This is a genomic window from Staphylococcus warneri (genome assembly GCF_900636385.1).
Classification (GTDB): Bacteria; Bacillota; Bacilli; order Staphylococcales; family Staphylococcaceae; genus Staphylococcus; species Staphylococcus warneri.
Genome location: NZ_LR134269.1, coordinates 935533 through 960788, shown reverse-complemented (window position 1 = coordinate 960788; position 25256 = coordinate 935533). Strand labels below are relative to the sequence as shown.

Annotated in this window: 18 protein-coding genes, 30 tRNA genes and 2 rRNA genes; 1 reads left to right on the top strand and 49 read right to left on the bottom strand. The window is 34.9% G+C overall.

Annotation, left to right across the window (positions count from 1 at the left end):
- Positions 1–136: 136 nt before the first annotated feature.
- The 8 genes from yhaM to EL082_RS04745 form a co-directional block, all read right to left on the bottom strand.
- On the bottom strand, positions 137–1078 hold the full coding sequence (gene yhaM, locus EL082_RS04780) for a 3'-5' exoribonuclease YhaM (RefSeq protein WP_002466800.1): 942 nt from the start codon (positions 1076–1078) through the stop codon (positions 137–139).
- Positions 1078–4011, bottom strand: a complete 2934-nt coding sequence (locus tag EL082_RS04775) for an ATP-binding protein (protein ID WP_103286322.1) — start codon at positions 4009–4011, stop codon at positions 1078–1080. Before EL082_RS04775 ends, yhaM begins: the two co-directional genes overlap by 1 nt.
- Positions 4001–5197 carry a metallophosphoesterase family protein gene (locus EL082_RS04770; protein WP_002466812.1) on the bottom strand — a complete coding sequence of 399 codons (1197 nt, stop codon included), beginning with the start codon at positions 5195–5197 and terminating at the stop codon, positions 4001–4003. The genes EL082_RS04775 and EL082_RS04770 overlap by 11 nt, the downstream gene beginning before the upstream one ends.
- A 244-nt stretch (positions 5198–5441) precedes the next feature.
- Positions 5442–5786, bottom strand: a complete 345-nt coding sequence (locus EL082_RS04765) for a YlbF/YmcA family competence regulator (RefSeq protein WP_002452107.1) — start codon at positions 5784–5786, stop codon at positions 5442–5444.
- A gap of 69 nt (positions 5787–5855) precedes the next feature.
- On the bottom strand, positions 5856–6986 hold the full coding sequence (locus EL082_RS04760) for a DUF445 domain-containing protein (protein WP_002466808.1): 1131 nt from the start codon (positions 6984–6986) through the stop codon (positions 5856–5858).
- Positions 6987–7257: 271 nt separating this feature from the next.
- Positions 7258–7722, bottom strand: a complete 465-nt coding sequence (xdrA, locus tag EL082_RS04755) for an XRE family transcriptional regulator XdrA (protein ID WP_002452105.1) — start codon at positions 7720–7722, stop codon at positions 7258–7260.
- A gap of 250 nt (positions 7723–7972) precedes the next feature.
- On the bottom strand, positions 7973–8596 hold the full coding sequence (locus tag EL082_RS04750) for a response regulator (RefSeq protein WP_002466822.1): 624 nt from the start codon (positions 8594–8596) through the stop codon (positions 7973–7975).
- Positions 8597–8616: 20 nt separating this feature from the next.
- On the bottom strand, positions 8617–9729 hold the full coding sequence (locus tag EL082_RS04745) for a GAF domain-containing sensor histidine kinase (RefSeq protein WP_002466816.1): 1113 nt from the start codon (positions 9727–9729) through the stop codon (positions 8617–8619).
- Positions 9730–9906: 177 nt separating this feature from the next.
- Here EL082_RS04745 and EL082_RS04740 point away from each other — a divergent pair, with 177 nt between their 5' ends.
- The gene (locus EL082_RS04740) at positions 9907–10737 is read left to right on the top strand and encodes an RluA family pseudouridine synthase (RefSeq protein ID WP_049416173.1); all 831 of its coding nucleotides are present in this window, start codon (positions 9907–9909) and stop codon (positions 10735–10737) included.
- Positions 10738–10797: 60 nt separating this feature from the next.
- Here the strand turns inward: EL082_RS04740 and fumC are convergent, their stop codons facing one another.
- The 41 genes from fumC to EL082_RS04545 form a co-directional block, all read right to left on the bottom strand.
- Positions 10798–12183, bottom strand: a complete 1386-nt coding sequence (gene fumC, locus EL082_RS04735; protein WP_002466811.1) for a class II fumarate hydratase — start codon at positions 12181–12183, stop codon at positions 10798–10800.
- Between the two features lie 154 nt (positions 12184–12337).
- Positions 12338–12730, bottom strand: a complete 393-nt coding sequence (locus EL082_RS04730) for a hypothetical protein (RefSeq protein ID WP_015364871.1) — start codon at positions 12728–12730, stop codon at positions 12338–12340.
- Positions 12731–12872: 142 nt separating this feature from the next.
- Positions 12873–13052, bottom strand: coding sequence for an SAS053 family DNA gyrase inhibitor (locus tag EL082_RS04725; protein ID WP_002466824.1), 180 nt, complete (start codon positions 13050–13052; stop codon positions 12873–12875).
- A gap of 27 nt (positions 13053–13079) precedes the next feature.
- Positions 13080–13679: a 6-phosphogluconolactonase gene (locus EL082_RS04720; RefSeq protein ID WP_015364870.1), complete on the bottom strand. Its 600-nt coding sequence runs from the start codon at positions 13677–13679 to the stop codon at positions 13080–13082.
- Between the two features lie 179 nt (positions 13680–13858).
- On the bottom strand, positions 13859–14329 hold the full coding sequence (gene trmL / locus EL082_RS04715) for a tRNA (uridine(34)/cytosine(34)/5-carboxymethylaminomethyluridine(34)-2'-O)-methyltransferase TrmL (RefSeq protein WP_002466802.1): 471 nt from the start codon (positions 14327–14329) through the stop codon (positions 13859–13861).
- The gene (gene queG / locus EL082_RS04710; protein WP_002466804.1) at positions 14330–15460 is read right to left on the bottom strand and encodes a tRNA epoxyqueuosine(34) reductase QueG; all 1131 of its coding nucleotides are present in this window, start codon (positions 15458–15460) and stop codon (positions 14330–14332) included.
- A 242-nt stretch (positions 15461–15702) separates the two neighbouring features.
- Positions 15703–16425: an amino acid ABC transporter ATP-binding protein gene (locus EL082_RS04705; RefSeq protein WP_002466809.1), complete on the bottom strand. Its 723-nt coding sequence runs from the start codon at positions 16423–16425 to the stop codon at positions 15703–15705.
- Positions 16418–17818, bottom strand: coding sequence for an ABC transporter substrate-binding protein/permease (locus EL082_RS04700; protein ID WP_232013285.1), 1401 nt, complete (start codon positions 17816–17818; stop codon positions 16418–16420). The genes EL082_RS04705 and EL082_RS04700 overlap by 8 nt, the downstream gene beginning before the upstream one ends.
- A 176-nt stretch (positions 17819–17994) precedes the next feature.
- The gene (locus EL082_RS04695; protein ID WP_002466798.1) at positions 17995–19059 is read right to left on the bottom strand and encodes a PTS sugar transporter subunit IIC; all 1065 of its coding nucleotides are present in this window, start codon (positions 19057–19059) and stop codon (positions 17995–17997) included.
- Positions 19060–19230: 171 nt separating this feature from the next.
- Positions 19231–19313 (bottom strand) — tRNA-Leu (locus EL082_RS04690).
- Positions 19314–19350: 37 nt separating this feature from the next.
- Positions 19351–19425, bottom strand: a tRNA-Gly gene (locus EL082_RS04685).
- Between the two features lie 12 nt (positions 19426–19437).
- Positions 19438–19512, bottom strand: a tRNA-Gly gene (locus EL082_RS11910).
- Positions 19513–19525: 13 nt separating this feature from the next.
- Positions 19526–19600, bottom strand: a tRNA-Gly gene (locus EL082_RS04680).
- Positions 19601–19613: 13 nt separating this feature from the next.
- A tRNA-Gly gene (locus tag EL082_RS11905) sits at positions 19614–19688 on the bottom strand.
- Positions 19689–19699: 11 nt separating this feature from the next.
- Positions 19700–19773, bottom strand: a tRNA-Cys gene (locus tag EL082_RS04675).
- A gap of 5 nt (positions 19774–19778) precedes the next feature.
- Positions 19779–19850: transfer RNA gene (locus tag EL082_RS04670), tRNA-Gln, on the bottom strand.
- Positions 19851–19861: 11 nt separating this feature from the next.
- Positions 19862–19934 (bottom strand) — tRNA-His (locus EL082_RS04665).
- Between the two features lie 2 nt (positions 19935–19936).
- A tRNA-Trp gene (locus EL082_RS04660) sits at positions 19937–20010 on the bottom strand.
- Positions 20011–20017: 7 nt separating this feature from the next.
- Positions 20018–20100 (bottom strand) — tRNA-Tyr (locus EL082_RS04655).
- A gap of 6 nt (positions 20101–20106) precedes the next feature.
- Positions 20107–20182: transfer RNA gene (locus tag EL082_RS04650), tRNA-Thr, on the bottom strand.
- Positions 20183–20190: 8 nt separating this feature from the next.
- Positions 20191–20263, bottom strand: a tRNA-Phe gene (locus EL082_RS04645).
- A 13-nt stretch (positions 20264–20276) separates the two neighbouring features.
- Positions 20277–20352: transfer RNA gene (locus tag EL082_RS04640), tRNA-Asp, on the bottom strand.
- A 15-nt stretch (positions 20353–20367) separates the two neighbouring features.
- A tRNA-Met gene (locus EL082_RS04635) sits at positions 20368–20441 on the bottom strand.
- Between the two features lie 20 nt (positions 20442–20461).
- Positions 20462–20551, bottom strand: a tRNA-Ser gene (locus EL082_RS04630).
- A gap of 32 nt (positions 20552–20583) precedes the next feature.
- Positions 20584–20659: transfer RNA gene (locus EL082_RS04625), tRNA-Asp, on the bottom strand.
- Between the two features lie 10 nt (positions 20660–20669).
- A tRNA-Ser gene (locus EL082_RS04620) sits at positions 20670–20759 on the bottom strand.
- 9 nt (positions 20760–20768) lie between these two features.
- Positions 20769–20842, bottom strand: a tRNA-Ile gene (locus EL082_RS04615).
- Between the two features lie 27 nt (positions 20843–20869).
- Positions 20870–20943 (bottom strand) — tRNA-Met (locus EL082_RS04610).
- 24 nt (positions 20944–20967) lie between these two features.
- Positions 20968–21043 (bottom strand) — tRNA-Ala (locus EL082_RS04605).
- A 22-nt stretch (positions 21044–21065) separates the two neighbouring features.
- Positions 21066–21139 (bottom strand) — tRNA-Pro (locus tag EL082_RS04600).
- Positions 21140–21148: 9 nt separating this feature from the next.
- Positions 21149–21222: transfer RNA gene (locus tag EL082_RS04595), tRNA-Arg, on the bottom strand.
- Between the two features lie 15 nt (positions 21223–21237).
- Positions 21238–21326: transfer RNA gene (locus EL082_RS04590), tRNA-Leu, on the bottom strand.
- 8 nt (positions 21327–21334) lie between these two features.
- Positions 21335–21409, bottom strand: a tRNA-Gly gene (locus EL082_RS04585).
- A 3-nt stretch (positions 21410–21412) separates the two neighbouring features.
- Positions 21413–21494: transfer RNA gene (locus tag EL082_RS04580), tRNA-Leu, on the bottom strand.
- An 8-nt stretch (positions 21495–21502) separates the two neighbouring features.
- Positions 21503–21578 (bottom strand) — tRNA-Lys (locus tag EL082_RS04575).
- A 6-nt stretch (positions 21579–21584) separates the two neighbouring features.
- Positions 21585–21660, bottom strand: a tRNA-Thr gene (locus tag EL082_RS04570).
- Positions 21661–21666: 6 nt separating this feature from the next.
- Positions 21667–21742, bottom strand: a tRNA-Val gene (locus EL082_RS04565).
- A 9-nt stretch (positions 21743–21751) separates the two neighbouring features.
- Positions 21752–21866: ribosomal RNA gene (gene rrf, locus EL082_RS04560) — 5S ribosomal RNA — on the bottom strand.
- 70 nt (positions 21867–21936) lie between these two features.
- Positions 21937–24859 (bottom strand): 23S ribosomal RNA (locus EL082_RS04555).
- A gap of 163 nt (positions 24860–25022) precedes the next feature.
- Positions 25023–25098 (bottom strand) — tRNA-Ala (locus EL082_RS04550).
- 17 nt (positions 25099–25115) lie between these two features.
- Positions 25116–25192, bottom strand: a tRNA-Ile gene (locus EL082_RS04545).
- Positions 25193–25256: the final 64 nt, after the last annotated feature.

Below are 25256 nucleotides of genomic sequence, written 5' to 3'. Positions count from 1 at the left end.
CATCGTCTTAATGACGCCTGAGAGATAGGCGACGATATAATTATATCATCTCTACTCACTTTTGAAATATACTGATTATAGATTAAATTAAAAAAGGTGATGAATTCATATTCGAGTTCATCACCTTTTTTTCATATTAATCTAATTGTATTGGATTGTAGAATTGTCTATTTTCAAGACCAAAAATTCGCTCTGTAAATTGACCTTTATCCGTTTTCTTAAATGCTTTTTCAAACATGTTCATTTTAGCATCTATATTATCTATGAAAAATAGAATCTCGGCTTCTTTTAAATGTGGCATTTTAGGTGAACCAAACTCTAACTTACCGTGATGAGCTAAGATCATATGTCTTAATAACATGACCTCTTCACCATCAATGCCAAGTTCTTTTGCTGCTTCAGCCACTTCATCGCTTGCAATAGAAATATGCCCTAATAAATTACCTTCCACTGTATACGTCGTAGCCACAGGACCGCTTAACTCTTTTACTTTACCTAAATCATGTAAAATGATGGCACTATATAAGAGACTTCTATTTAATAGTGGGTATATATCACAAATAGATTTAGCAACTTTTAACATCGTTAAAACATGATAGCTTAAACCACTAGCAAAGTTATGATGATGTGAACTAGCTGCTGGAAATGTAAAGAAGCTTTCTTGATACTTTTTAATTAAGTGTCTTGTAATACGTTGTAAATTAGCATTTTCAATATCTAACATATAATGTGAAAGTGCTTCTTGTATTTCAGCTGGAGACATAGGTGCACCATCTACGAAATCTTGTGTATTCATGTTATCTTCAGGTGTCGCTAATCGAATTTGATTCACTTTCATTTGTTTACGGCCACGATAATTAATGACATCACCTTTTACATGTACGATTTCTTCTGGCTTCAATGTCTGCATATCTTCCTTCGTAGCAGTCCATAATTTAGCCTCGATATCTCCACTTTTATCTTGTAAATATAGCGTCATGTAGTCTTTACCTTGAGCTGTCACACCTTGTGTTGCTCTGTGGATTAAAAAGAAGTGATTAACTGAATCACCGGGATTTAATTTTTCTACATTTCTCATTATTTCCCGCCTTTCTCTAATTTATTTAAAGTAATCATTTCTTTAGTTGGAACAATATTATCATTAGTACATGTAAAGTATATTACTTGATGTTCCGTTGATAATGTTCTTAAATAATTTATCATTCTTTCTTTACGATCTTTATCAAAGTGTACAAACGCATCATCCACAATAATTGGGAATGGGTAATAAGGTTTTAATACTTTGATCAAACTCAATCTAAGTGCAACATATAATAACTCTTTCGTAGATTGACTTAACTCTACAGGTTGGTACATTTGACCATTTTCATGTTTAACTTGAATGGCTTCTTCTGAATAATAAATATTAGTATAAGCTCCATTAGTAAGATTTGTGAATATAAGAATGGCTTCATTAATCACCTGTGGTAAACGTTTATCTTTAATTTGTTTGATATGTTCATCTACTAAACTTTGTAAGTAACTTAAACTTGCCCAATCTTTAGCTATGCTATTCATTCTATTTTTTAGACTATGATACTCATGACGTAGTTGTGTTAATGTCGTATCTGTTTCCATATGATTAATTTGAGCATTGAGATCACTAACTTCAGATTGCATATCAAGATATTGTTCATTATATTGATCAACTTGCTGTGCTAGTAATTGATTTTCTTCATTTAACTGTGCTGTGGTTTTATCACTTAATTGTGAACTAGCATCATATGAGTAATTTTGATTTTCAAGATATTTTGTTAAATCATTGAAACGCGTCAATTGATTAGTATATGTTTGATACTTTTCATGATGTTGATAGTATTCTTCTTCTGTTGAGACGCCGATATGATTAAATAATTCGTTAATCGTTTGATTATTTTCCTCTAAGTGTGCTCGTAGCTGTGATAACTCATCATTTAATAATTTACTTTGTTCAGTATTTTTATGCCATTTTTCATTACTATCCTCAGCGTTTTTAAGCCATTGTTTCACATCATGGAAGAACGACATTTTGTTAAAATAAGTAAATTGTGATTGTGTAACTGCTTCTGCATGATTATAAAATGCCTCTAAATCACTTACTATTTGATGACGCTTTGAATTTAATTCATCAATATACTGGTCGTTTGATTTGATTTGTCCCATTGTACCTATACTTTCAACAATTAGGCTATCTGATATTTTAGGCGAAAGATGTAACTCTTGTTTCGCAACTTCTATATTATGATTGATATCATTTAAACGTTGTTCTGCCTTAGATAAAGCATTGTTCATATAATTGGATTTTTCATCTAGAACATCTTTATTTTTTAATGCATGTTGCCAATGATCACGTGTACGTTGCTGTTCGTCTAAATCAAAGTCTAAATCATATTGATTTTCTAAAACTTCTAATTGGTTTTCTAAATCGTCAATTTCTTGTGTGATTGTTTCACTATAATCTACTTCCTTAGATTTCACTAGGAATATACCGATAACAAACACAACAGTTAATACTGCAAATATAACTCCAAAAATCATGTTTTGAGTTAAAAATGCAAAAACGGTCAACGCTGCGCCAACTATTGCTAGTAAAATAAATACCATACGCAACATTTTTTGTCGTTTGCTTTTACGCTCTTGTTCAATTTCAAATGTTTCTTTTAATTTTTCATAGAGGTTTTCTTTCTCGTTTAATTCAACAATTTGTTGTTTGTGCTCTTTTTTCTTTTCGAACGTTTCTTCTGGAACAAGTAGATTTTCTAATTGATCTAATTCATTGCTATTTGCGTTTTGTTCAATTTTATTATCTTCAATGCTACGTTCTAATTGTTGAATATAAGCCACTTGTTCTTGCTTGTTTTTAATTTGATCACTAATATGACTCTTCATTGCTTCTGAACTATCAACATCATGATAAGTTTCATTCCAACCGATATTCGATTGCATACTTTCTTTATCACGTTGTTTATCAGAAATTTCTTTTTCTATAGATCGTAATTCATATTCTTTTTGTTTAATCTCATTTTCTTGTTGATATAAACTATTAAAAGCATCGATATCAGACTGTTTAACAGGTTCTATAGATTGATTATCTTCTTTGATGTGAGACAATTGCTGTTCTCTTAAACTGATGTCTCTAAGCAAGGATTGTCTTTGTGCATTTGCAGCTTCATAACGATCAATTCCTTTTTCAGGGAAGTGTAATGGTTCAACATTGAGTGCATGTTCTAATTGTTTCCATTCTTGTGTTTGATCATGTAAAGCTACTTCTTTTTGTTTTTCTTCATGCATTTTAGAAAGTTGGTTCAAGTTTTGTTTAATATTATCAAGGCGTCGTGACGATTTATCCTTTTCATCAACTAATCTATGATAAGTATCAAGTTTTGCTTCTTCATCTCGAATTTGCGCTTCTAATTGTTTTAACTGATCCACTTGTTGATTAATAATTGGATTTTTACCCGACTTTTTATACAATTCGTCCTTCTTCTGACTTATCGTATCTCTCATGCTTGTAAATTCAGTAGATCCTAAAGCGCCCGCTTCGAGTAAATAGTCTTGTAACTGTTTTTCGTCTAAATTACGATGAATATCTTGCAAGCCTAAGACATCAAAAGAAAATATACCTTGGTATGTTTTTTTAGATATATAATTCAATTTCTTTTGTAACCATTCTTCATCTCGCACGCTACCATCTTCTAGGTATACTTTAACATCACCTTGGGCACTACCTTTAATACGTTCAACTTCAACGACATTTCCATCGTCTAATTGAAGCGTCAATTTACCACCATATTGATTACCTAATCTTGGTTCTAAACGCGGCTCTTTAGACTTCTTAGTGGGAAATCCAAATAATATAGAATGGATGAAAGCTTGAATCGTTGATTTGCCAGCTTCATTTTCACCAAAAATTTCAGTAAATGATTGGTTAAACTCAATATTTCGTTGAACAAATTGTCCATAGCCATATATCTCAAGTGATTTAATTATCATTTTGTTCACCTCTCATGTCTGCCTTTAATAAGTCTTCAGCATGATTGACTAGCTCTGTTTTATCAAATGTTGTATAGTCATCTAAATATTTAGATGCTCGTGGATTTAAATATAAATCTGACATTGCTTTATCGAATACTGTTCTATCATTTAATAAATCATTCGAAAATTCATTTACTAAAGGCGACTCGTCGTTCGTTTTATATTTTAAATTTAAATCCTCAATAAATACAAAATCTTTTTCATTTTCTTCATAATCTGTAATCATTTCTTCGACTTGTAATATATCTTGAGGTGACATCGTTGATTCACTATTGATAATGACATTTAAACGGTAAAATGCTTTCCCTTCTTCTCGTACTTTATCTTTAAATGCTTGAATTGCTTCATACAAACCTTGTTTAGTCGTTTCTGAAGTTTCAATTGTCGCTTCTTCAAATTTAATGGATTGTGTCGGATAGAACTGTGTAGTTAGCTTTAAATTATCCCCTTGGATAAGTAAACAACCTTTTTCACCTTTTTCATTAAAATGTCGACCTTGTATATTACCAGCATAATTAATAACTGGTAAGTCACTTAATTGTTGTCTTTCATGAATGTGACCTAAAGCCCAATAATGGTACAATTTACTATTTAAATCTTCTAGTCTAAATTCAGTATATCTATCTTTAACTGATGACTTACTATAAGTACCATGTAGCACACCTATATGTATACCTTGTTGTCCCTGACTAGATGGAAAGCTATCAATTTTGTTCTCATAACTTGCATCATTTTGATAACTAAATCCATGTATAAAAATGGTCTCTCCATCTTTAGTTATTGCTTGATAAGTTTCTACTTGATTTGAAAATACAGATACATTTTTAGGCCAATTTGATGATATCTTTGTAGATAACGGATCATGATTACCATGACAAATGTATACGAAAATTTGTTCTTTTTCTAATCGTTCGAATTGCTCTTTTAAAAACACTTCAGCTCGTAACGTACGATTTTCTTTATCGAATAAATCACCAGCAATGATAATAAAGTCTACTTCTTTTTCTAATGCTAAATCAACAATATGTTGAAAACTTTCATATGCACTTTTTTGAACATCCTCAAATATATTAGGACTCAAATGACTTTTAGATTTAAAAGGACTGTCTAAATGTAAATCCGCACAATGTATAAATTTAACCATAAGCTCTATTCTCCTTATTAAAGACACTTAATGACTGTAGACAATTAAAATGTATTTAACATAATAAAAATACATTTACTATTCTAATTATCGAATAAAAATCCAGTCACAATATTCCTTTATATCTAATCATTTTACCATATGTGAAACATAACAGTCGATGTTGAACATAGTTATTCATCAATAACATAAAAAAGCTACAGCACTTAAATAAGTACTGTAGCTTTGATAAAATGACTAACTATTAGTCAGCATAAATTTCATCTAAAGGTTTAACGATGATTTGGTTAATTTCTTGGAATACTTGGCTCATTTTTTGTTCAGCTTGCATTAATGAAGAGATGTTTTCATCTTTTTCAATTGCTTGAGCTTGTTCTTGAGCTTTTTGTAAGTCTTCCTCAGGAATTTCTTCACCTTGCATTTGTTTTTGTTGGAAATTCATTTGAGTTTCACGGAATTCATCAAATAATTTTTTTGATTCTTCGTTATCTTTTACTTTAGCATAAGCATCTTTAATAGCTTTGTATTCATCACTATCTCTTAATGCTTGCTCTAATTGATTTGCATAATCATATAAATTTACTGCCATTGTTCATTGCACTCCTTTGAGTTAATTTGTGTTTCAACACTCTTAATAAATGTAACACATATCATTTAGTTAGACAAAGATTGCGACTATACCTTGGAAAATTCCTATAATACCACCAAGTATAAAACCTAAAGACATGATTAATTTTAATTCTTTATTAGCAATATCGATAATGATTTTTTCAATATAGTCTAAATCAAAGGTATTGATTTGATCTTCAACAAGTTGTCTTAAATTAATTTTATGCATAATCGTTGTTAAGTTACTTGATAATTGATGAATAATGATGTTGGTCAGTTTGTTAGATAATTCGTTTTCTAAATATTGGATAAACTGAGGAGCCAATTCATTAATAGGTTTTCTTATTTTATCTTGTAAATTAAATTGCGTAATCATTAATGATGTTGCAGTTGTAGCAATGTTTTCAAATTGGTCTTCTGATACTAATTCCCCTAGTTGCTTATTTTTGAATGTTTCAAATTCATTTTGAATGACTTGATCAATAATTGACTTGGCTTTGGGATGATTTGTTAAACGAATTAATTCTTGTTGTATTCGATCAGCAATACTCTCTCGTGTCATGAACATTTGTAATAAACCTACAATTTTCCCTTTTTCATTAAAGAATGTTTCTAACATATCATTGATGTCCTTCGTTCCTTTTGGAGAAGATAAATATACTCGCGCACGTTCACAAATCAAATCACCAACATCATTGAGTCTATGTTGAATGAGCTCAACCAATTCTTGTGGTAATACATCTTTAACTTCAGATTGTTGATGAGATCTATAATAGTTCATTAAAATCGATTCTACTTCTTCATGAAGTTGATGTTCTATAAAATAATCGATATTAAAATCGAATTTTTCTGCAATATGGTGAATCGTCATATCATCTGATTTCAGTTGTTGTATCTGTTTTAAAATAATATCGTTAATCGCACTTTTAGCTTTTCCATCATTTAATTTTTGTCTCATGAGCTCTTCTGTAAGCAAATGTTCTTCTATAACTTGACCAATCTTATTTGCGATTTCATCTCTTCTTTTCGGAATTAAACCAGGTGTGAATGGAATTCTTATTTTAAAAATATAATATGGATTGAACGGGTGAAATAACATTTTGATAGCTATGACGTTAGTTACCCCACCAATAATGGCACCGACCACCATCATAAACAAAATGATTAATAAAGCGTGCATGACATAGACTCCCTTCAAAATATAAAAATCATGATTTATTATAGCATTTAATTTCCTTAGGTTTCGTTAGTTTAAACTTATGAAACTTTTTCATATATCTTTTAACTTAAAATGTATCTTTAAATAACCCATAATAAAATAAAAGCCTAAGTCATCATTGTTTGACGGCCTAGGCTAATATGTATAGTCAGTAACTAAAACATCTTCTATGTTAATAAAAATAAGTGATTAAATCATTTTACGATTCTACTATCACTTATTCGAGAAAAAATTAAATATGAACTAATTCTTCTTTAGCATTTCTATTGAAATAAGTTTCTGCTTCTCTCATTTTAGAAGTACCGAAAATAGGTTGTTTTTCAGGATTTAATACACGGTAAATATTGCTAACTTTATTACTTTGTAAAATATAACCGCTTCTAGTTTCAATTGTATTCCAATAAATATCACTAGTTGTTGAGTGATTTGGGTATGCACAATGATTTCTAGAAATAGTTTGGACGATTTCTAATGGATCACAACCAAACGTGCTATTTAAAACATCTGAATCTCTAAATAATGCACAAATTGAAACACATGTTGTCCAATTTGGTAATACACGTTCTTTTTCAATTTGAACTAACGTTTTCTTTGAAAGCCCAATAGTTTGAGCCATAGTATCTTGTGTATATCCTGCTTCTATACGAACCATTTTAAATTTTGTTTGAATTAAATCTGTAAAACTCTGTCTATCCATTCTATTATCTACCTTTCTTGAAGAGAATTTATATCCGGACACAAGAAATTGCAATTATACACATTTCTTGAAACACAAATTACATCTTAATATATTTTTAATGAAAATAAAAGAGTCAATTTCGTTTTAAGCTCATTTTTATTAAAGGCAAAATTATCAAAATACTTAAATTTTTAACATAATTTGTAAAAACTTAGTTATTTAACCATCATAAATTGAGCGTAATTATTACTTATATTTATTTTTTTAATTAAATCAGTTTATTTTCCATAGCATAAATTGCAGCTTGTGTACGATCACTCACTTGTAATTTACTGAATATATGGCTCACGTGTGTTTTAATTGTTTTTTCAGATACAAATAACGTATTAGCAATTTCTTTATTGGTCTTTCCTTTGACCATTTCTTTAAGTACTTCTGTTTCTCTTTTAGATAATTTATTTGTAAAATGTGGCTTAGAACTCATAGAATCTAAAACATGTTTGGCGTCTGGATGGATGATTCTCTTCCCATCAAGAACATTATGAATCGTTTCAATAAGTTTCTGTGGTTCTACGTCTTTCATTTCATAGCCATCAGCACCTTTTTCTAAAGCAGAAATGACATGTTCATCATCAACATAACTGGTTAATACCAGAATTTTAATGTTAGGGTAGTTATTTTTCAAATATTCCGTTATTTCAATACCATTCATATCTGGCATAACTAAATCTAATAGCACAATATCCGGTTGTTCATTATTTTCAAGGTAATCTAAAAACAATTTACCTTCAGCAAACCCCTGTACTACCTCTATATCTTCTACAGTAGATAATAAAAATTCTAAGCCTTGTCTGACAATATGATGATCATCGACTAATATGATTTTCTTCATCGCTATACTCCTTTAAATAATCAGTTCAATGGTATTTCTATTTCAATACGAGTACCTTTTGATGGCTTTGAATAAATACGTAATTGTCCTTTTAATATATCAGTGCGTTGTTGTAAGTGTTTTAAACCATTCGCTGTATTGGACATTTGCTTTTCATTGTCAAATCCTTTTCCCTCGTCTTGAACAATCACAAAAAGTTTTTCATTGGTTTGTTTTAAAGTTAAAGTTACTTCTTTCGTATGTGCGTGTTTTCTAACATTGTTCAGACATTCTTGAACCATGCGATAAACATTCTCTTCAATCATATTTGTTACATCAATCAAACCATCCACATGAACGGTCAAATTTAACTGTAGTAATTCACTATAATGATTTAATGCATGTAACATACCTTGCTCTAATCCAACAGGTTTTAATTGCCATATGAGTGCACGCATTTCATTAACCGCATTTTGACTTGTTTCCTCTATAGTTTTAAAAGCTTTTTTTGACATCTCTTCGTTTGAAATACCATAGGCAGCATGTGCAGTTAATTTTAATGAAAATAACATTTGGTTAACCGAATCATGCAAATCTCTGGCTAACCGATTTCTTTCATTAATTCGGGCATTTTCCTTTTCTTTATCGGTTAACATGATTCGCTTGATTGCCGAACCAATTTGAAAGGCCACTGATTCTAACAGTGCTAAATCTTCCTGGCTATAATGACTTTTGTTTGGCGTTGCAACATTTAATAATCCAAATTGTTCTTCACCAGATCTAAGTGGCACTGTTGCGTGATGTGTAATACCATCTGTTTCCTCATGATGCGCTCGATTTGCCAAATTAATTCTTGAACAATTAATGATATTAGAGGCTTTCGTCAGTTTTTCATTTTGATAAGCACGTACACACCAACAAGACCCATCAGTCATATAGTGGCATTGATTTTTAGAGAGTGCGCCTGGTAAGTTCACACTAGAGACTAATTCATGGTTTCCAGATTGATTGATAAAGAAAATCCAACCCGTCGTAAAGTCACTTCCTTCAATCAAATATTGAATTGCACCTTGCATCATACTGTATATTTCTGTTTCTTCATTCAAAAATTCTGCAATTTCTTTAAGGAGAGCGATACGTGTTGGTTTTTCCATAAATACCTCCAAAAATATTTCGAATATCTATTCTATTATACCGTTTCATGTAATATAAAAAAACCGCTCAATGTCATAATGAATCATGACGGCGATTCAAAGGATACTAATTACTTTAATTTTATATTGCAATAATACATTTTGTGATATGATTAAAAGTAACTATAGGAGGATTTTATGAAATTTACAATACCTGAAAATTATGATCAATATACATTGAGAGAGATTTTCCAAGATTTAAAGTTACCTAAAAAAGACTTACACTTATTAAATATGTGTAAGGATATTACTATTAATAAACAAACAAGTCGTTTATCTGATAAGGTCAATTCCGGCGATGAAGTATTTATACCTACACCGGAAGAAAAAAGTAATTACTTACCAAGTTATCGATATGCACAAGTTTATTATGAAAATGACGACTTTGCGATTGTGTTAAAACCTAAAGGCGTCAAAACACATCCAAATGACCTAAAAGAAAGTAATACGCTAATGAATCATCTTATTTATACTATTGATAGTGATTATGTAGAACCCATACATCGATTAGACCAAGAAACTGTAGGTTTATTAATTGTGGCAAAAAATCCGTTAATGAAAAAGATATTAGATAGAATGCTAGAAGAAAATGACATCACTCGTATTTATAAAGCACATGTTAAAGCTTTATTACCAATTAAACCACAAACAATTGATATGCCAATTGGTAAAGATAAGTTTCATCCAAATAAGAAACGTATATCTAATACAGGTCAGCGTGCGATCACACATATTTTATCTTCAAATATGATTAAAGAAAATGTATGCGAGTTAGAAATTAAATTAGATACTGGACGCACACACCAAATTCGTGTACATCTAGCAGAAATTGGACACCCTGTAATTGGAGATCCATTATACGGAGATTCAACATTAAGACAATTAGAATTACATAGTTATAAAATCGAATTAGAACATCCATTAACTAAAGAATGGATATCAGTTAGTTTAGATGATGATATTTCATAAAAAAAAGCTAGGAAGATTAATGTAATTTAATCTTCCTAGCTTTTAATAATTATATTGTTTCTAGTGAGGGTCTACCATATCTTCTGGTTTAATCCATTCTTCAAATTGTTCTTCAGTTACATAACCAGATTGAATGGCTGATTCTTTAAGTGTTAAGCCTTCTTTATGTGCATTTTTAGCTATTTGTGCAGCTTTCTCATATCCAATATGTGGATTTAAAGCAGTAACAAGCATTAATGATTGATTTAAGTAATTATCAATATTTTCCTCAATAGGTTCAATACCTACAGCACAGTTATTATTAAATGTTTCCATACCATCTGCTAATAAGTATATAGATTGTAATGTATTGTGTAAAATAACTGGTTTAAATACATTTAATTCAAAGTTACCTTGTGAACTTGCGATACCTACTGCAGTGTCATTACCCATCACTTGCACTGCTACCATTGTTAACATTTCACATTGTGTTGGATTAACTTTACCTGGCATAATTGAAGAACCCGGTTCATTTTCAGGAATTGAGATTTCAGCTAAACCTGCTCTTGGACCTGAAGCTAACCATCTTACATCATTAGCAATTTTCATTAAATCTCCAGCTAGTGCTTTTAATGTACCATGCAATTGAACAACTTCATCATGTGCAGTTAATGCATGGAATTTATTTTCTGATGATACAAATGCATAACCTGTATTTTCTGAGATAAATTTAGCAACTTTGTCACCAAACTCTGGGTGTGCATTGATTCCTGTACCTACGGCAGTACCACCAATTGCTAAGTTTAGAATGTGTTGTTTAGACTCATTTAATAATGTTTCACATCTATCTAACATATAACGCCAACCACTAATTTCTTGCCCTAATTTAATTGGTGTAGCATCTTGTAAATGTGTACGACCAATTTTAATAATAGATTCAAATTCATCTTCTTTTTGTTTAAAAGTTTGACGTAAATGTTTTAACGCTGGTACTAATTTAGTTTCAACTTCATGATATAGTGCAACGTGCATCGCTGTTGGAAATGTGTCATTAGAACTTTGAGATTTATTCACATCATCATTGGGATGGATTGACTCATCACTTTTTTGTTCTTTTAAATATTCATTTGCTACATAACTAACTACTTCGTTCACGTTCATATTACTTTGTGTACCACTTCCTGTTTGCCATACAACTAGTGGGAAATGTTCATCTAATTCACCATTTAAAATTTTATCACAAGCATATACGATAGCATCTTTTTTAGCATCACTTAATTTTCCTAATTCGTTGTTAGCTAATGCAGCACCTCTTTTAAGTTGTGCAAATCCATATACGACTTCAATAGGCATTTTCTCTTTACCTACTGGGAAGTTTCTTTTACTTCTTTCTGTTTGAGCACCCCAATATTTATCTGCAGGTACTTCAATTTCTCCAAATGTATCATGTTCAATACGTACTGACATTTTATTCTCCCCTTATTATCATTGTTTAATCCTAGTATATCACTATTCAATTTGTCATATCAATTTAGAAGTAAAACGTTTACATATATTTTTTGTATAAAAAAACTCTAGTTACTAATATAAATTTAGTAAAAAACTAGAGCTTAATTATATATTATTGAAATTTTTGTTTTGTTGCTTGAACAGTCGCGATTGCTGTTAAAATATATAAAATCGCACTTATTACAATCGTAAATGGACTTATTTTAATTAATATACTTAAAATACCTGTTAAGCTATTATAAAACCCATCTAATGTATACATTAAAATACCTGTTATAGCTAAACAGCATATTACACTGATGATAATGCCAGATTGATTACTTTTTATAAATGTTTGAGCACTGACATCATCAATTAAACCATTCGAAAGATTTAACTGTAATTGTACTATTTTAAATAAAACTGGCAAGTATAGTGCGCCTAGTGCTAATGGAAATGCCTTGATTGAAATTAAACTTACAATAACAGTTGCGATCATTAAATATTTCCAATACTTCCCTAGCATATGTAATCTCCTTTTAAACATGATTCTTCAATATCTTATCATAATGCAAGAATTGATGGATGACATCCATTAAAATATTATTTCGTCTTTTCTATAAAAAATACTCTTGCAATAGAATTTTCACTATTACAAGAGTTAATATTTAATCTTGATCTAAATCAGAACGAACATCTGAATCATGAGATTGATTTAATTTTTCTTCATCATTTTCTTCAGAAATTTGTTCCATTTCTTTTCCTAAGTCTTTTAAATCATCTAAATCGGTTACCATTGCATTTTCTTCTTCGTGGTAATTCGTTTTAGAATCTTTATTTTGAGTCATATAGATAACCTCTTTCTGACTTATTCTTTATGCAAAGCGAGCTGTGAAGTATTCTTTCACGTCTTCAGGTAATCCAGCTGCTGCTTCTTTATCTAAAATAACGTTAACCATACGGTGCGCTTTTAAGTCTGCAGGTTCAAAATTAGATTTTCCATTTTCGTTATATAATTTTTCGACTACTTCACGTTTATTACTACCAGTAACAACTAAGAAGATTTCGCGTGCTTCTAATAACCCTTGTCTTACACTTACATCTAAATTACCATTTTCATCAATTGAAACAACTTGTAAGACTAATTTACCTTTATTTTCCTTTGTTTTAATTTTATCTGAAATAAAGTCATTAGCATCTTGGTTGTATGATAATGAATAAATTTGGCTTTGTGGTACACCTAACGCTTCATAATATGATTGATTTTCATCATAATCTAAAATATTAATTTGACTGAAATCAACTGCATGTAAATCAACATTCTTTTTTAATTCATCTAATACAGGTGCATGATCTTTTGTTAAATGAACACCTGCGATTGTCATTGGGTTGTTATTAAATTGTTTTCTCAAAATGTCTGCTGTATATTCAGCTACTCTTTGTTTATCTTCAAATACTTTAAAGTTCATTGCCATTTTAAAATACACTCCTCTTAGTTTGCTTACATAGAATAGTATGGTTAATATTAATTCATTTATACCCTAATTATTTATCGTTCAAACTAACCTATGATTATAGAATACTATTTTCTCATCAATTAATATAACATGTAGTCAACTTTTCGTTCATCTACTTTGAATTTCAAACATCTTTATTATGATAAGCCAGGAAATGATTGTTGTCTTAAAGCTTCGTAAATCAATAACGCTGCTGTATTTGAAAGATTTAATGAACGAATTTTATCACTCATTGGAATTCTTAATGCAGTATCTTGATACTTATCTTTGACCCAATCTGGTAATCCAGTTGTTTCTCTACCAAAAATAAAATAATGATTATTGTTCGTATCAGAAAAATCAAAGTCACTATATGTTTGCTTACCAAATTTTGTTAACAAATAGTATTCACCATTAGTTGATTCAAAAAATGATTCTATATCTTCATGATATGTAATATTAACATGTTCCCAGTAATCTAATCCTGCTCTTTTTAACATCTTATCATCTGTACTAAATCCAAGTGGTTTAATCAAATGTAAGTGCGTATTGGTACCAGCACAAGTTCTAGCTATATTACCAGTATTTGCAGGGATTTCGGGTTGAAATAATACAATATGGTTTGTCATTTATTTTTCTCTCCTCATTTCCAAGCCTTTTAACATTTCAACTTGGACTTCTTCAATTTCATTTTCATAATGTGTATGAATAAATTCGCGTGCATTTTCACCTTCAATTTGACCGATTGCCCAATATGCAGTCCCTCTAATCATAGGTCTAGGATCATTTAACGCAACTTCTTTTAAATCAGGTATAGCACCTGTTTCATTAAAATGAACTAAAGCTAATATAGCATTACGTTGTATAGGTTTTTTACCTCTCCACGCACCTGCTAAATGACCATATGTATTTTTAAATTCTTTATTACTCATTTGTAATAATGGGACTAATCTAGGTTTCAAAATTTCAGGTTCTAAAATAATGTCGTCATGTTCTGTATTAATGCCTTTATTTTTAGGACAAACTTGTTGGCATGTGTCACACCCATATAGTCGATTGCCGATTTTATATCTGTATTCATCAGCCAAATAACCTTTAGTTTGCGTTAAAAAGCTAATACATTTTTGACTATTTAATTGGCCATTGCCAACTAAAGCACCCGTAGGACATCTATCAACGCAAATGGTACAATCTCCACAACTATCTAAAATAGGATCATCTGGTTCAAAAGGTATACTAACAAGCATTTCACCTAGATAGGTCCATGTGCCTAAATCAGGATTAATAATAAATCCATTTCGTCCTGCAAATCCGAGTCCTGCACGTTCAGCTACCGCTCTATCTGATAATACCCCAGTGTCAACCATCGACTTAATTTCAACATCAGGTACTTTTGATTGGATATATGTTCCCAATAGATCCAATCGTTTTCTCATTATTGTATGATAATCTTGTCCCCATGAAGCACGTGCAAACATGCCGCGTCTATCACCACGTACACTTTTAGGTGCTCCTTTAAGTTTATTGGGATATCCAACTGCTATCGCAATAATAGATCTCGCTGTCGGTAAGCTTAATTTAGGTTCCGTTCTTAATGCTATATCAGATTCTTCAAACCCAGAAGCATATCCTTTTGAGTGATAATCTTCTAGCTTTTGTTTCAATTCATCAAATGGATCGGCAGTCGTAAAACCAATACTGTCAATACCAATTGTATGTGCGTATTCAATGATATCTTTTTTTAACTGCTTTACATCCAAAATTCTGCCCCCACATTATAAAAATATACTCTTGTTATTTTAACATATGAATAAATAGTGATGTATGATTATTGATTAAAAGTATGTAAGACATTGACTTTGTTACATCATTTAATATTTATTCAATTAACGTTAATCATTAAAAACATGTAACAATTGACTGTTAGCTTATCAAAAAATGAAAGTCTGAGAAATTGACATCTCTCAGACTTTCATAATTTAATTTTTTAACTATTTTATATTTATAATACTCTAGATAAGAAATTTTTAGTTCTTTCATGTTGTGGCTTTTCAAATATTTCCTGTGGTGTACCAGATTCAACAACAACGCCATCCGCCATAAATATTACTTTATCACTGACATCTTTTGCGAATCCCATTTCATGTGTAACGACAACCATTGTCATTCCTTCTTTTGCTAAATCCTTCATAACCTTCAAAACATCCCCAACTACTTCAGGGTCAAGTGCAGATGTCGGTTCATCAAATAAAATAACATCTGGGTGCATAGCTAATGCTCTTGCTATCGCAACTCTCTGCTTTTGTCCACCAGAAAGTTGATTAGGATAAACATCTGCTTTATCTTTTAATCCTACCTTATCTAGTAATTCAATCGCTTGTTCATTTAGAGTTGAATCATCATTCTTTTTTAACAATTTAGGGGCTAACATAATATTTTCCTTAACCTTTTTATGAGGAAATAAATTAAAGTTTTGAAACACCATGCCCATTTTTTGTCGTAACTGCTCTAATTGAACACCCTTTTTTGTTAAATCGTTTCCTTCAAATATGACATGACCTTTAGTGGGTGTTTCTAATAAATTCATACATCTTAATAAAGTACTTTTCCCACTACCTGATGGGCCAATGATAGCTACGACTTCACCTTTATTAATATCTAAATTAATATCTTTCAATACTTCATTGTTACCAAATTTTTTATTTAAATTTTGAATTTTAATCACTGGCTTTCATTCTCCCTTCTATAAAGTTCATGATGCGTGATAATGCAAAGGTTAGAATAAAGTACATTCCTGCTGCGACCAATAATGGTGTAAAAGGATCAAATGAAATACCTTGAACCACTTGTGCATTAAACATAATTTCTCCAACACCTATTGTTGATACAATTGATGATTCTTTAATTAAAGTAACAAATTCATTACCTAGTGCAGGTAAAATATTCTTAATAGCTTGTGGCATAATAACTGATTTCATCGTTTGGTTGTAACTCAAACCTAAACTGCGTGCAGCTTCTGTTTGTCCTTTATCGATGGAATTAATACCCGCACGAAATATCTCTGCAATATATGCTGATGAGTTTATAACTAACGCAATTGTTCCACAAATTAAAGCAGAAATATCTAGTCCAAGTGCTGCAGTAGTACCAAAAAATACTATGAAAACTTGTACTAATAATGGTGTACCTCTTAAGAATTCTATATATATTGAAGCAATCCAAGATAATGGTTTAAATTTACTTAATTTCATTAGTGCGATAAACGCTCCTAAAATAGCACCTAATACTACACCAATAAATGAAATTAAAATTGTATTTTCTAATCCTTTAATAAAGAAACTTTTATATTTTGTGTAAAAATTACCATCATCCTGCATGTCGTTTGCTGCTTTAGACATATACTTATCAATTAAATTCTTATCATTTACTTCATTGATTGTCTGATTTAATTTTTTTAATAGAATTGGTGAATTTTTAGGTACTGCAATACAAGTTGGTTTCTTTTCTTCATTAAATTTCACATCTGAAAATGCAAGTTCAGGATTTTGTTTTATGTATGCTTCTGCTACAGGTTTTTCAAGAATTGCTCCTACAGTTTTACCACTTTTCACAGATAAAATAGTTTCTGGTAATTTATTTAATGAAGTAACATCTGCATTTTCAATTTCAGTCTTAGCTATTTTTTCTTGATCTGTCCCTTTTTGAACTGCAATTTTTTTATCTTTAAAATCGCTAATAGATTTTAAATGATTTTTTTCATTTTTCTTAACTAACATAATATTATTAGTCATCATATATGGTTTAGTAAAGCTTACTTCTTTTTCACGTTCAGGTGTCGTTGTCATTCCAGAAATAATAATATCAATTTTGCCAGTTTTAAGCGCACCTAGTAAACTATCAAATTGCATATTAATAATTTTCAGTTTGAGATGATTATCTTTAGCAATCTTCTTAGCTAACTCTATATCGACACCAGCATATTCAGTTTTCCCATTTGCATTCTTTTCAAATTCCATCGGTGCATAATCAGCTGATAAGCCAACACGAAGTTCTCCACTCTCTTTTATTTTCTGCCAATTTGTATCATTTTCTTCAGCATTAATATTGGGTTGTTTCATTGTTAATGTTGAACCTACTATAATTAAAAATACCAAAAATACTTTAATAAAATATTTCATTAAAGCAACCCTCCTTTATAATATTCATTATTATACAAATACTTACATTAATATGCAATATTTATTTTTAAATACCATAAAAAAAGTGCAGCCTTAACGGCTACACAGAGTTTTGTTTAATCTTTAGGAATTTCAAATTTATATATTTCGTCACTATATGATTGTATAAATTTTTTACATAATTCATGTACTATAAATCCACTGATAAATGGAATAATAAAGTACCCTACAACTAGCATGATAATATTTGTCATTTGATCTCCAGGCATACGGTTTAAAGCATTTATAGGTCCAACAAGGCCAGTATATCCAAATCCAGCAGATAAAGGTGTACCTTTGATACCTATGAAATAAGCAATAATACCAGTAACAACTCCATTAATGATTAGAGGAATAGCTATGATTAAATGTTTTAAATAAACAGGTATCATCATTTTAGCTGCACCAATAAGCAATACCAAATTGACCCCAATAGAATTAACTCTTAAAGATCCAAATAAAAATGTAACACAAGCAGCAACAATACCCATATTCGCCGCACCACTACCTAATCCAGTTAAACCTATCGCAGTAGCAATGGCTACTAATGAAATTGGTGTAACCATAAGTAAAGAGAAAGTCACACTAATTAAAATTGACATCGTTAATGGATTAAGATCAGTAAATGAATTAATCAATTTACCAATTGTATGAGTAACGACTTGAACATATGGTAATGTCATCATACCAATAGTTCCACTAACAACTGGAATTAAAACTGGTAAAATAATCATTTCAAATGAGCCCAATTTTCCTTGGAATAATAAATATAAAAAACAGGCAATCATCACTACTAAAATAATATTGATTATATCCCCAATACCTTTAATCATAATGCCTTGATTATTAAATATTATTGCGCCTGAACCTAACATAGCAGAAGTACCAACAATAGCAGCACCTGACCCATTGAATTTAAATTGATGAGCTGCTAAAACTCCTACTATAAATGCCATAAAAGACTGTATAACCGTAACAAGACGAAAGATAGTCTCTAAGATCTCATTACCATCTTTAAAAAATTTAAGTAACTCTCCTAATAAAGCGTTAGGTAATAAGGCAATTACAACTCCTGCACCAACTGCATTTAGAATATTACTAAAGAAAATTTTACCACCCATTTTAGTACTATTTTTACTCATAATGAACCTCCAAAGCATAATAAAATTATCATATATCATATTACAAAATGATACAAACTAAAATATGATAAAGATAATCTACTTGAACTCTATACAGAAATTTATTGATATAAAAAAAGTGGTAAATGTGTTTACACAAATACCACTTTTCCTCATACTTTATCTATTTTATACCGGCGGTCGGGATCGAACCGACACTCCAAAAAGGAACGGGATTTTGAGTCCCGCGCGTTTGCCAATTCCGCCACGCCGGCTCAATATAAAGAAAAAACTTCCACTTGGAAGTAATATTGGAGCGGAAGATAGGACTTACACCTATACCTCATTCCGGGAAGGAATGTGTTCTAAGAATTGAACTACTCCCGCTTAATATAAAATTGGAGCGGAAGATAGGACTTACACCTATACCTCGTTCCGGGAAGGAACGTGTTCTTAGAGTTGAACTACTCCCGCTTGATATAAATTATGGAGCGGAAGATAGGATTTGCACCTATACCTCGTTCCGGGAAGGAACGTGTTCTAAGAGTTGAACTACTCCCGCTTGATGTAAATTATGGAGCGGAAGATAGGACTTACACCTATACCTCGTTCCGGGAAGGAACGTGTTCTTAGAGTTGAACTACTCCCGCTTAATATAACCTGGAGGCGGCAACCGGATTTGAACCGGTGATAAAGGTTTTGCAGACCTCTGCCTTACCACTTGGCTATGCCGCCAATAACTGGGCTAGCTGGATTCGAACCAGCGCGTGACGGAGTCAAAGTCCGTTGCCTTACCGCTTGGCTATAGCCCATTAATAATAAGGGCGGTTGAAGGGAATCGAACCCTCGAGTGTCGGAACCACAATCCGATGCGTTAACCACTTCGCCACAACCGCCATGGCAGGGGCAGTAGGAATCGAACCCACATCAAAGGTTTTGGAGACCTCTATTCTACCGTTGAACTATGCCCCTATTTAGATGGTGGAGGGGGCAGATTCGAACTGCCGAACCCGAAGGAGCGGATTTACAGTCCGCCGCGTTTAGCCACTTCGCTACCCCTCCAAGAGATGGTGCCGGCCAGAGGACTTGAACCCCCAACCTACTGATTACAAGTCAGTTGCTCTACCAATTGAGCTAGGCCGGCTTGTGAAATGGTTCAGGACAGAGTCGAACTGCCGACACATGGAGCTTCAATCCATTGCTCTACCAACTGAGCTACTGAACCATAATATTAATAATGGCGGTCTCGACGGGAATCGAACCCGCGATCTCCTGCGTGACAGGCAGGCGTGTTAACCGCTACACTACGAGACCTATTAAAACTATGTATTGCGGGAGGCGGATTTGAACCACCGACCTTCGGGTTATGAGCCCGACGAGCTACCGAACTGCTCCATCCCGCGATAATAATAAATAATAAAAACGGAGGAAGAGGGATTCGAACCCCCGCGGCCCGTTAAGGCCCTGTCGGTTTTCAAGACCGATCCCTTCAGCCGGACTTGGGTATTCCTCCATGATTATAGGTAAATTGCTATTAAATTAAAATGGCGGTCTCGACGGGAATCGAACCCGCGATCTCCTGCGTGACAGGCAGGCGTGTTAACCGCTACACTACGAGACCAAATATAAAACGGAGGAAGAGGGATTCGAACCCCCGCGGCCCGTTAAGGCCCTGTCGGTTTTCAAGACCGATCCCTTCAGCCGGACTTGGGTATTCCTCCAAAATTATATGGACCTTGCAGGACTCGAACCTGCGACCGAACGGTTATGAGCCGTTAGCTCTAACCAACTGAGCTAAAGGTCCTAAATATAATCTTACAACTAATAGTAGTGGCGGTGGAGGGGATCGAACCCCCGACCTCACGGGTATGAACCGTACGCTCTAGCCAGCTGAGCTACACCGCCGTTATCTAGTTTGTAAATTTAATATGGTGGAGACTAGCGGGATCGAACCGCTGACCTCCTGCGTGCAAAGCAGGCGCTCTCCCAGCTGAGCTAAGCCCCCATATATATAATAATTGTTGCTATCGGGAAGACAGGATTCGAACCTACGACCCCTTGGTCCCAAACCAAGTGCTCTACCAAGCTGAGCTACTTCCCGTAGAATAAGCGCGCCCGATAGGAGTCGAACCCATAACCTCTTGATCCGTAGTCAAACGCTCTATCCAATTGAGCTACGGGCGCATATTAATAATAAGATGGTGCCGAGGACCGGAATCGAACCGGTACGGTGATCTCTCACCGCAGGATTTTAAGTCCTGTGCGTCTGCCAGTTCCGCCACCCCGGCACTAATAATGGAGCAGAAGACGGGATTCGAACCCGCGACCCCAACCTTGGCAAGGTTGTATTCTACCGCTGAACTACTTCTGCATATGCGGGTGAAGGGAGTCGAACCCCCACGCCGTAAGGCGCTAGATCCTAAGTCTAGTGCGTCTGCCAATTCCGCCACACCCGCTATTAAAATGGTGAGCCATAGAGGATTCGAACCTCTGACCCTCTGATTAAAAGTCAGATGCTCTACCAACTGAGCTAATGGCTCTAAAGATGGTGCCGGCCAGAGGACTTGAACCCCCAACCTACTGATTACAAGTCAGTTGCTCTACCAATTGAGCTAGGCCGGCTATAAATGGTGGAGAATGACGGGTTCGAACCGCCGACCCTCTGCTTGTAAGGCAGATGCTCTCCCAGCTGAGCTAATTCTCCAGTATATTTGCCTGGCAACGTCCTACTCTAGCGGAACGTTAGTCCGACTACCATCGGCGCTAAGGAGCTTAACTTCTGTGTTCGGCATGGGAACAGGTGTGACCTCCTTGCCATTGTCACCAGACAAATGGAATGTATTATACATTCAAAACTAGATAGTAAGTAAAATGATTTTGCTTCGCAAAACATAAATTTTGATTAAGTCTTCGATCGATTAGTATTCGTCAGCTCCACGTGTCACCACGCTTCCACCTCGAACCTATTAACCTCATCATCTTTGAGGGATCTTATAACCGAAGTTGGGAAATCTCATCTTGAGGGGGGCTTCATGCTTAGATGCTTTCAGCACTTATCCCGTCCATACATAGCTACCCAGCTATGCCGTTGGCACGACAACTGGTACACCAGAGGTATGTCCATCCCGGTCCTCTCGTACTAAGGACAGCTCCTCTCAAATTTCCTACGCCCACGACGGATAGGGACCGAACTGTCTCACGACGTTCTGAACCCAGCTCGCGTACCGCTTTAATGGGCGAACAGCCCAACCCTTGGGACCGACTACAGCCCCAGGATGCGATGAGCCGACATCGAGGTGCCAAACCTCCCCGTCGATGTGAACTCTTGGGGGAGATAAGCCTGTTATCCCCGGGGTAGCTTTTATCCGTTGAGCGATGGCCCTTCCATGCGGAACCACCGGATCACTAAGTCCGTCTTTCGACCCTGCTCGACTTGTAAGTCTCGCAGTCAAGCTCCCTTATGCCTTTACACTCTATGAATGATTTCCAACCATTCTGAGGGAACCTTTGAGCGCCTCCGTTACCTTTTAGGAGGCGACCGCCCCAGTCAAACTGCCCACCTGACACTGTCTCCCACCACGATAAGTGGTGCGGGTTAGAAAGCCAACACAGCTAGGGTAGTATCCCACCAATGCCTCCACGTAAGCTAGCGCTCACGTTTCAAAGGCTCCTACCTATCCTGTACAAGCTGTGCCGAATTTCAATATCAGGCTACAGTAAAGCTCCACGGGGTCTTTCCGTCCTGTCGCGGGTAACCTGCATCTTCACAGGTACTATGATTTCACCGAGTCTCTCGTTGAGACAGTGCCCAAATCGTTACGCCTTTCGTGCGGGTCGGAACTTACCCGACAAGGAATTTCGCTACCTTAGGACCGTTATAGTTACGGCCGCCGTTTACTGGGGCTTCGATTCGTAGCTTCGCAGAAGCTAACTACTCCTCTTAACCTTCCAGCACCGGGCAGGCGTCAGCCCCTATACATCACCTTACGGTTTAGCAGAGACCTGTGTTTTTGATAAACAGTCGCTTGGGCCTATTCACTGCGGCTCTTCTGGGCGTTAACCCTAAAGAGCACCCCTTCTCCCGAAGTTACGGGGTCATTTTGCCGAGTTCCTTAACGAGAGTTCGCTCGCTCACCTTAGAATTCTCATCTTGACTACCTGTGTCGGTTTGCGGTACGGGCACCTGTTATCTATCTAGAGGCTTTTCTTGGCAGTGTGAAATCAACGACTCGAGGAAACAATTTCCTCTCCCCATCACAGCTTGACCTTATGAGTGCCGGATTTGCCTAACACTCAGTCTTACTGCTTGGACGTGCAATCCAATAGCACGCTTCGCCTATCCTACTGCGTCCCCCCCATCGATTAAAACGATACTAGGTGGTACAGGAATATCAACCTGTTATCCATCGCCTACGCCTGTCGGCCTCAGCTTAGGACCCGACTAACCCAGAGCGGACGAGCCTTCCTCTGGAAACCTTAGTCAATCGGTGGACGGGATTCTCACCCGTCTTTCGCTACTCACACCGGCATTCTCACTTCTAAGCGCTCCACATGTCCTTGCGATCATGCTTCGACGCCCTTAGAACGCTCTCCTACCATTGTCCTACGGACAATCCACAGCTTCGGTAATATGTTTAGCCCCGGTACATTTTCGGCGCAGTGTCACTCGACTAGTGAGCTATTACGCACTCTTTAAATGATGGCTGCTTCTAAGCCAACATCCTAGTTGTCTGGGCAACGCCACATCCTTTTCCACTTAACATATATTTTGGGACCTTAGCTGGTGGTCTGGGCTGTTTCCCTTTCGAACACGGACCTTATCACCCATGTTCTGACTCCCAAGTTAAATTGATTGGCATTCGGAGTTTGTCTGAATTCGGTAACCTGAGAAGGGCCCCTCGTCCAAACAGTGCTCTACCTCCAATAATCATCACTTGAGGCTAGCCCTAAAGCTATTTCGGAGAGAACCAGCTATCTCCAAGTTCGATTGGAATTTCTCCGCTACCCTCAGTTCATCCGCTCACTTTTCAACGTAAGTCGGTTCGGTCCTCCATTCAGTGTTACCTGAACTTCAACCTGACCAAGGGTAGATCACCTGGTTTCGGGTCTACGACCAAATACTAAACGCCCTATTCAGACTCGCTTTCGCTACGGCTCCACATTAGCTGCTTAACCTTGCATCAAATCGTAACTCGCCGGTTCATTCTACAAAAGGCACGCCATCACCCATTAACGGGCTCTGACTACTTGTAAGCACACGGTTTCAAGTTCTCTTTCACTCCCCTTCCGGGGTACTTTTCACCTTTCCCTCACGGTACTGGTTCACTATCGGTCACTAGAGAGTATTTAGCCTTAGGAGATGGTCCTCCCAGATTCCGACGGAATTTCACGTGCTCCGTCGTACTCAGGATCCACTCAAGAGAGTATATATTTTCGACTACAGGATTATTACCTTCTTTGATTCAACTTTCCAGATGATTCGTCTAATATATACTTTTGTAACTCCGTATAGAGTGTCCTACAACCCCAACAAGCAAGCTTGTTGGTTTGGGCTCTTCCCGTTTCGCTCGCCGCTACTCAGGGAATCGATTTTTCTTTCTCTTCCTCCGGGTACTAAGATGTTTCAGTTCTCCGGGTCTGCCTTCTGATATGCTATGTATTCACATATCGATAACATGACATAACTCATGCTGGGTTTCCCCATTCGGAAATCTCTGGATCAACGCTTACTTACAGCTCCCCAAAGCATATCGTCGTTAGTAACGTCCTTCATCGGCTTCTAGTGCCAAGGCATCCACCGTGCGCCCTTAATAACTTAATCTATGTTTCCATCCTACAGGAAACGCGTTATTAATCTTGTGAGTGTTCTTTCGAACACTAGCGATTATTTCTTATGAATTCAAGCTTTAAAACTCTAATTCACTCGGTTTTGCTTGGTAAAATCTATTTTACTTACTTATCTAGTTTTCAATGTACAATTATAATGGTGGAGACTAGCGGGATCGAACCGCTGACCTCCTGCGTGCAAAGCAGGCGCTCTCCCAGCTGAGCTAAGCCCCCAAATAAATATTAATTAATGGTGGGCCTAAGTGGACTCGAACCACCGACCTCACGCTTATCAGGCGTGCGCTCTAACCAGCTGAGCTATAGGCCCATTAATTATTTGTAAAACAAACAATCAAAACTGAATACAATATGTCAATGTTATTCCTTCATCT

What these genes read in the sequence shown, in the direction of transcription:
- EL082_RS04700 (WP_232013285.1), bottom strand. Translation starts at nt 17,818, where the DNA reads ATGAAACAACCCAATATTAATGCTGAAGAAAATGATACAAATTGGCAG.
- fumC (WP_002466811.1), bottom strand. Translation starts at nt 12,183, where the DNA reads ATGTCAGTACGTATTGAACATGATACATTTGGAGAAATTGAAGTACCT.
- EL082_RS04745 (WP_002466816.1), bottom strand. Translation starts at nt 9,729, where the DNA reads ATGGAAAAACCAACACGTATCGCTCTCCTTAAAGAAATTGCAGAATTT.
- xdrA (WP_002452105.1), bottom strand. Translation starts at nt 7,722, where the DNA reads ATGGATAGACAGAGTTTTACAGATTTAATTCAAACAAAATTTAAAATG.
- EL082_RS04695 (WP_002466798.1), bottom strand. Translation starts at nt 19,059, where the DNA reads ATGAGTAAAAATAGTACTAAAATGGGTGGTAAAATTTTCTTTAGTAAT.
- EL082_RS04760 (WP_002466808.1), bottom strand. Translation starts at nt 6,986, where the DNA reads ATGCACGCTTTATTAATCATTTTGTTTATGATGGTGGTCGGTGCCATT.
- EL082_RS04720 (WP_015364870.1), bottom strand. Translation starts at nt 13,679, where the DNA reads ATGGCAATGAACTTTAAAGTATTTGAAGATAAACAAAGAGTAGCTGAA.
- EL082_RS04725 (WP_002466824.1), bottom strand. Translation starts at nt 13,052, where the DNA reads ATGACTCAAAATAAAGATTCTAAAACGAATTACCACGAAGAAGAAAAT.
- EL082_RS04750 (WP_002466822.1), bottom strand. Translation starts at nt 8,596, where the DNA reads ATGAAGAAAATCATATTAGTCGATGATCATCATATTGTCAGACAAGGC.
- EL082_RS04775 (WP_103286322.1), bottom strand. Translation starts at nt 4,011, where the DNA reads ATGATAATTAAATCACTTGAGATATATGGCTATGGACAATTTGTTCAA.
- EL082_RS04740 (WP_049416173.1), top strand. Translation starts at nt 9,907, where the DNA reads ATGAAATTTACAATACCTGAAAATTATGATCAATATACATTGAGAGAG.
- trmL (WP_002466802.1), bottom strand. Translation starts at nt 14,329, where the DNA reads ATGACAAACCATATTGTATTATTTCAACCCGAAATCCCTGCAAATACT.
- yhaM (WP_002466800.1), bottom strand. Translation starts at nt 1,078, where the DNA reads ATGAGAAATGTAGAAAAATTAAATCCCGGTGATTCAGTTAATCACTTC.
- EL082_RS04770 (WP_002466812.1), bottom strand. Translation starts at nt 5,197, where the DNA reads ATGGTTAAATTTATACATTGTGCGGATTTACATTTAGACAGTCCTTTT.
- EL082_RS04730 (WP_015364871.1), bottom strand. Translation starts at nt 12,730, where the DNA reads ATGCTAGGGAAGTATTGGAAATATTTAATGATCGCAACTGTTATTGTA.
- EL082_RS04765 (WP_002452107.1), bottom strand. Translation starts at nt 5,786, where the DNA reads ATGGCAGTAAATTTATATGATTATGCAAATCAATTAGAGCAAGCATTA.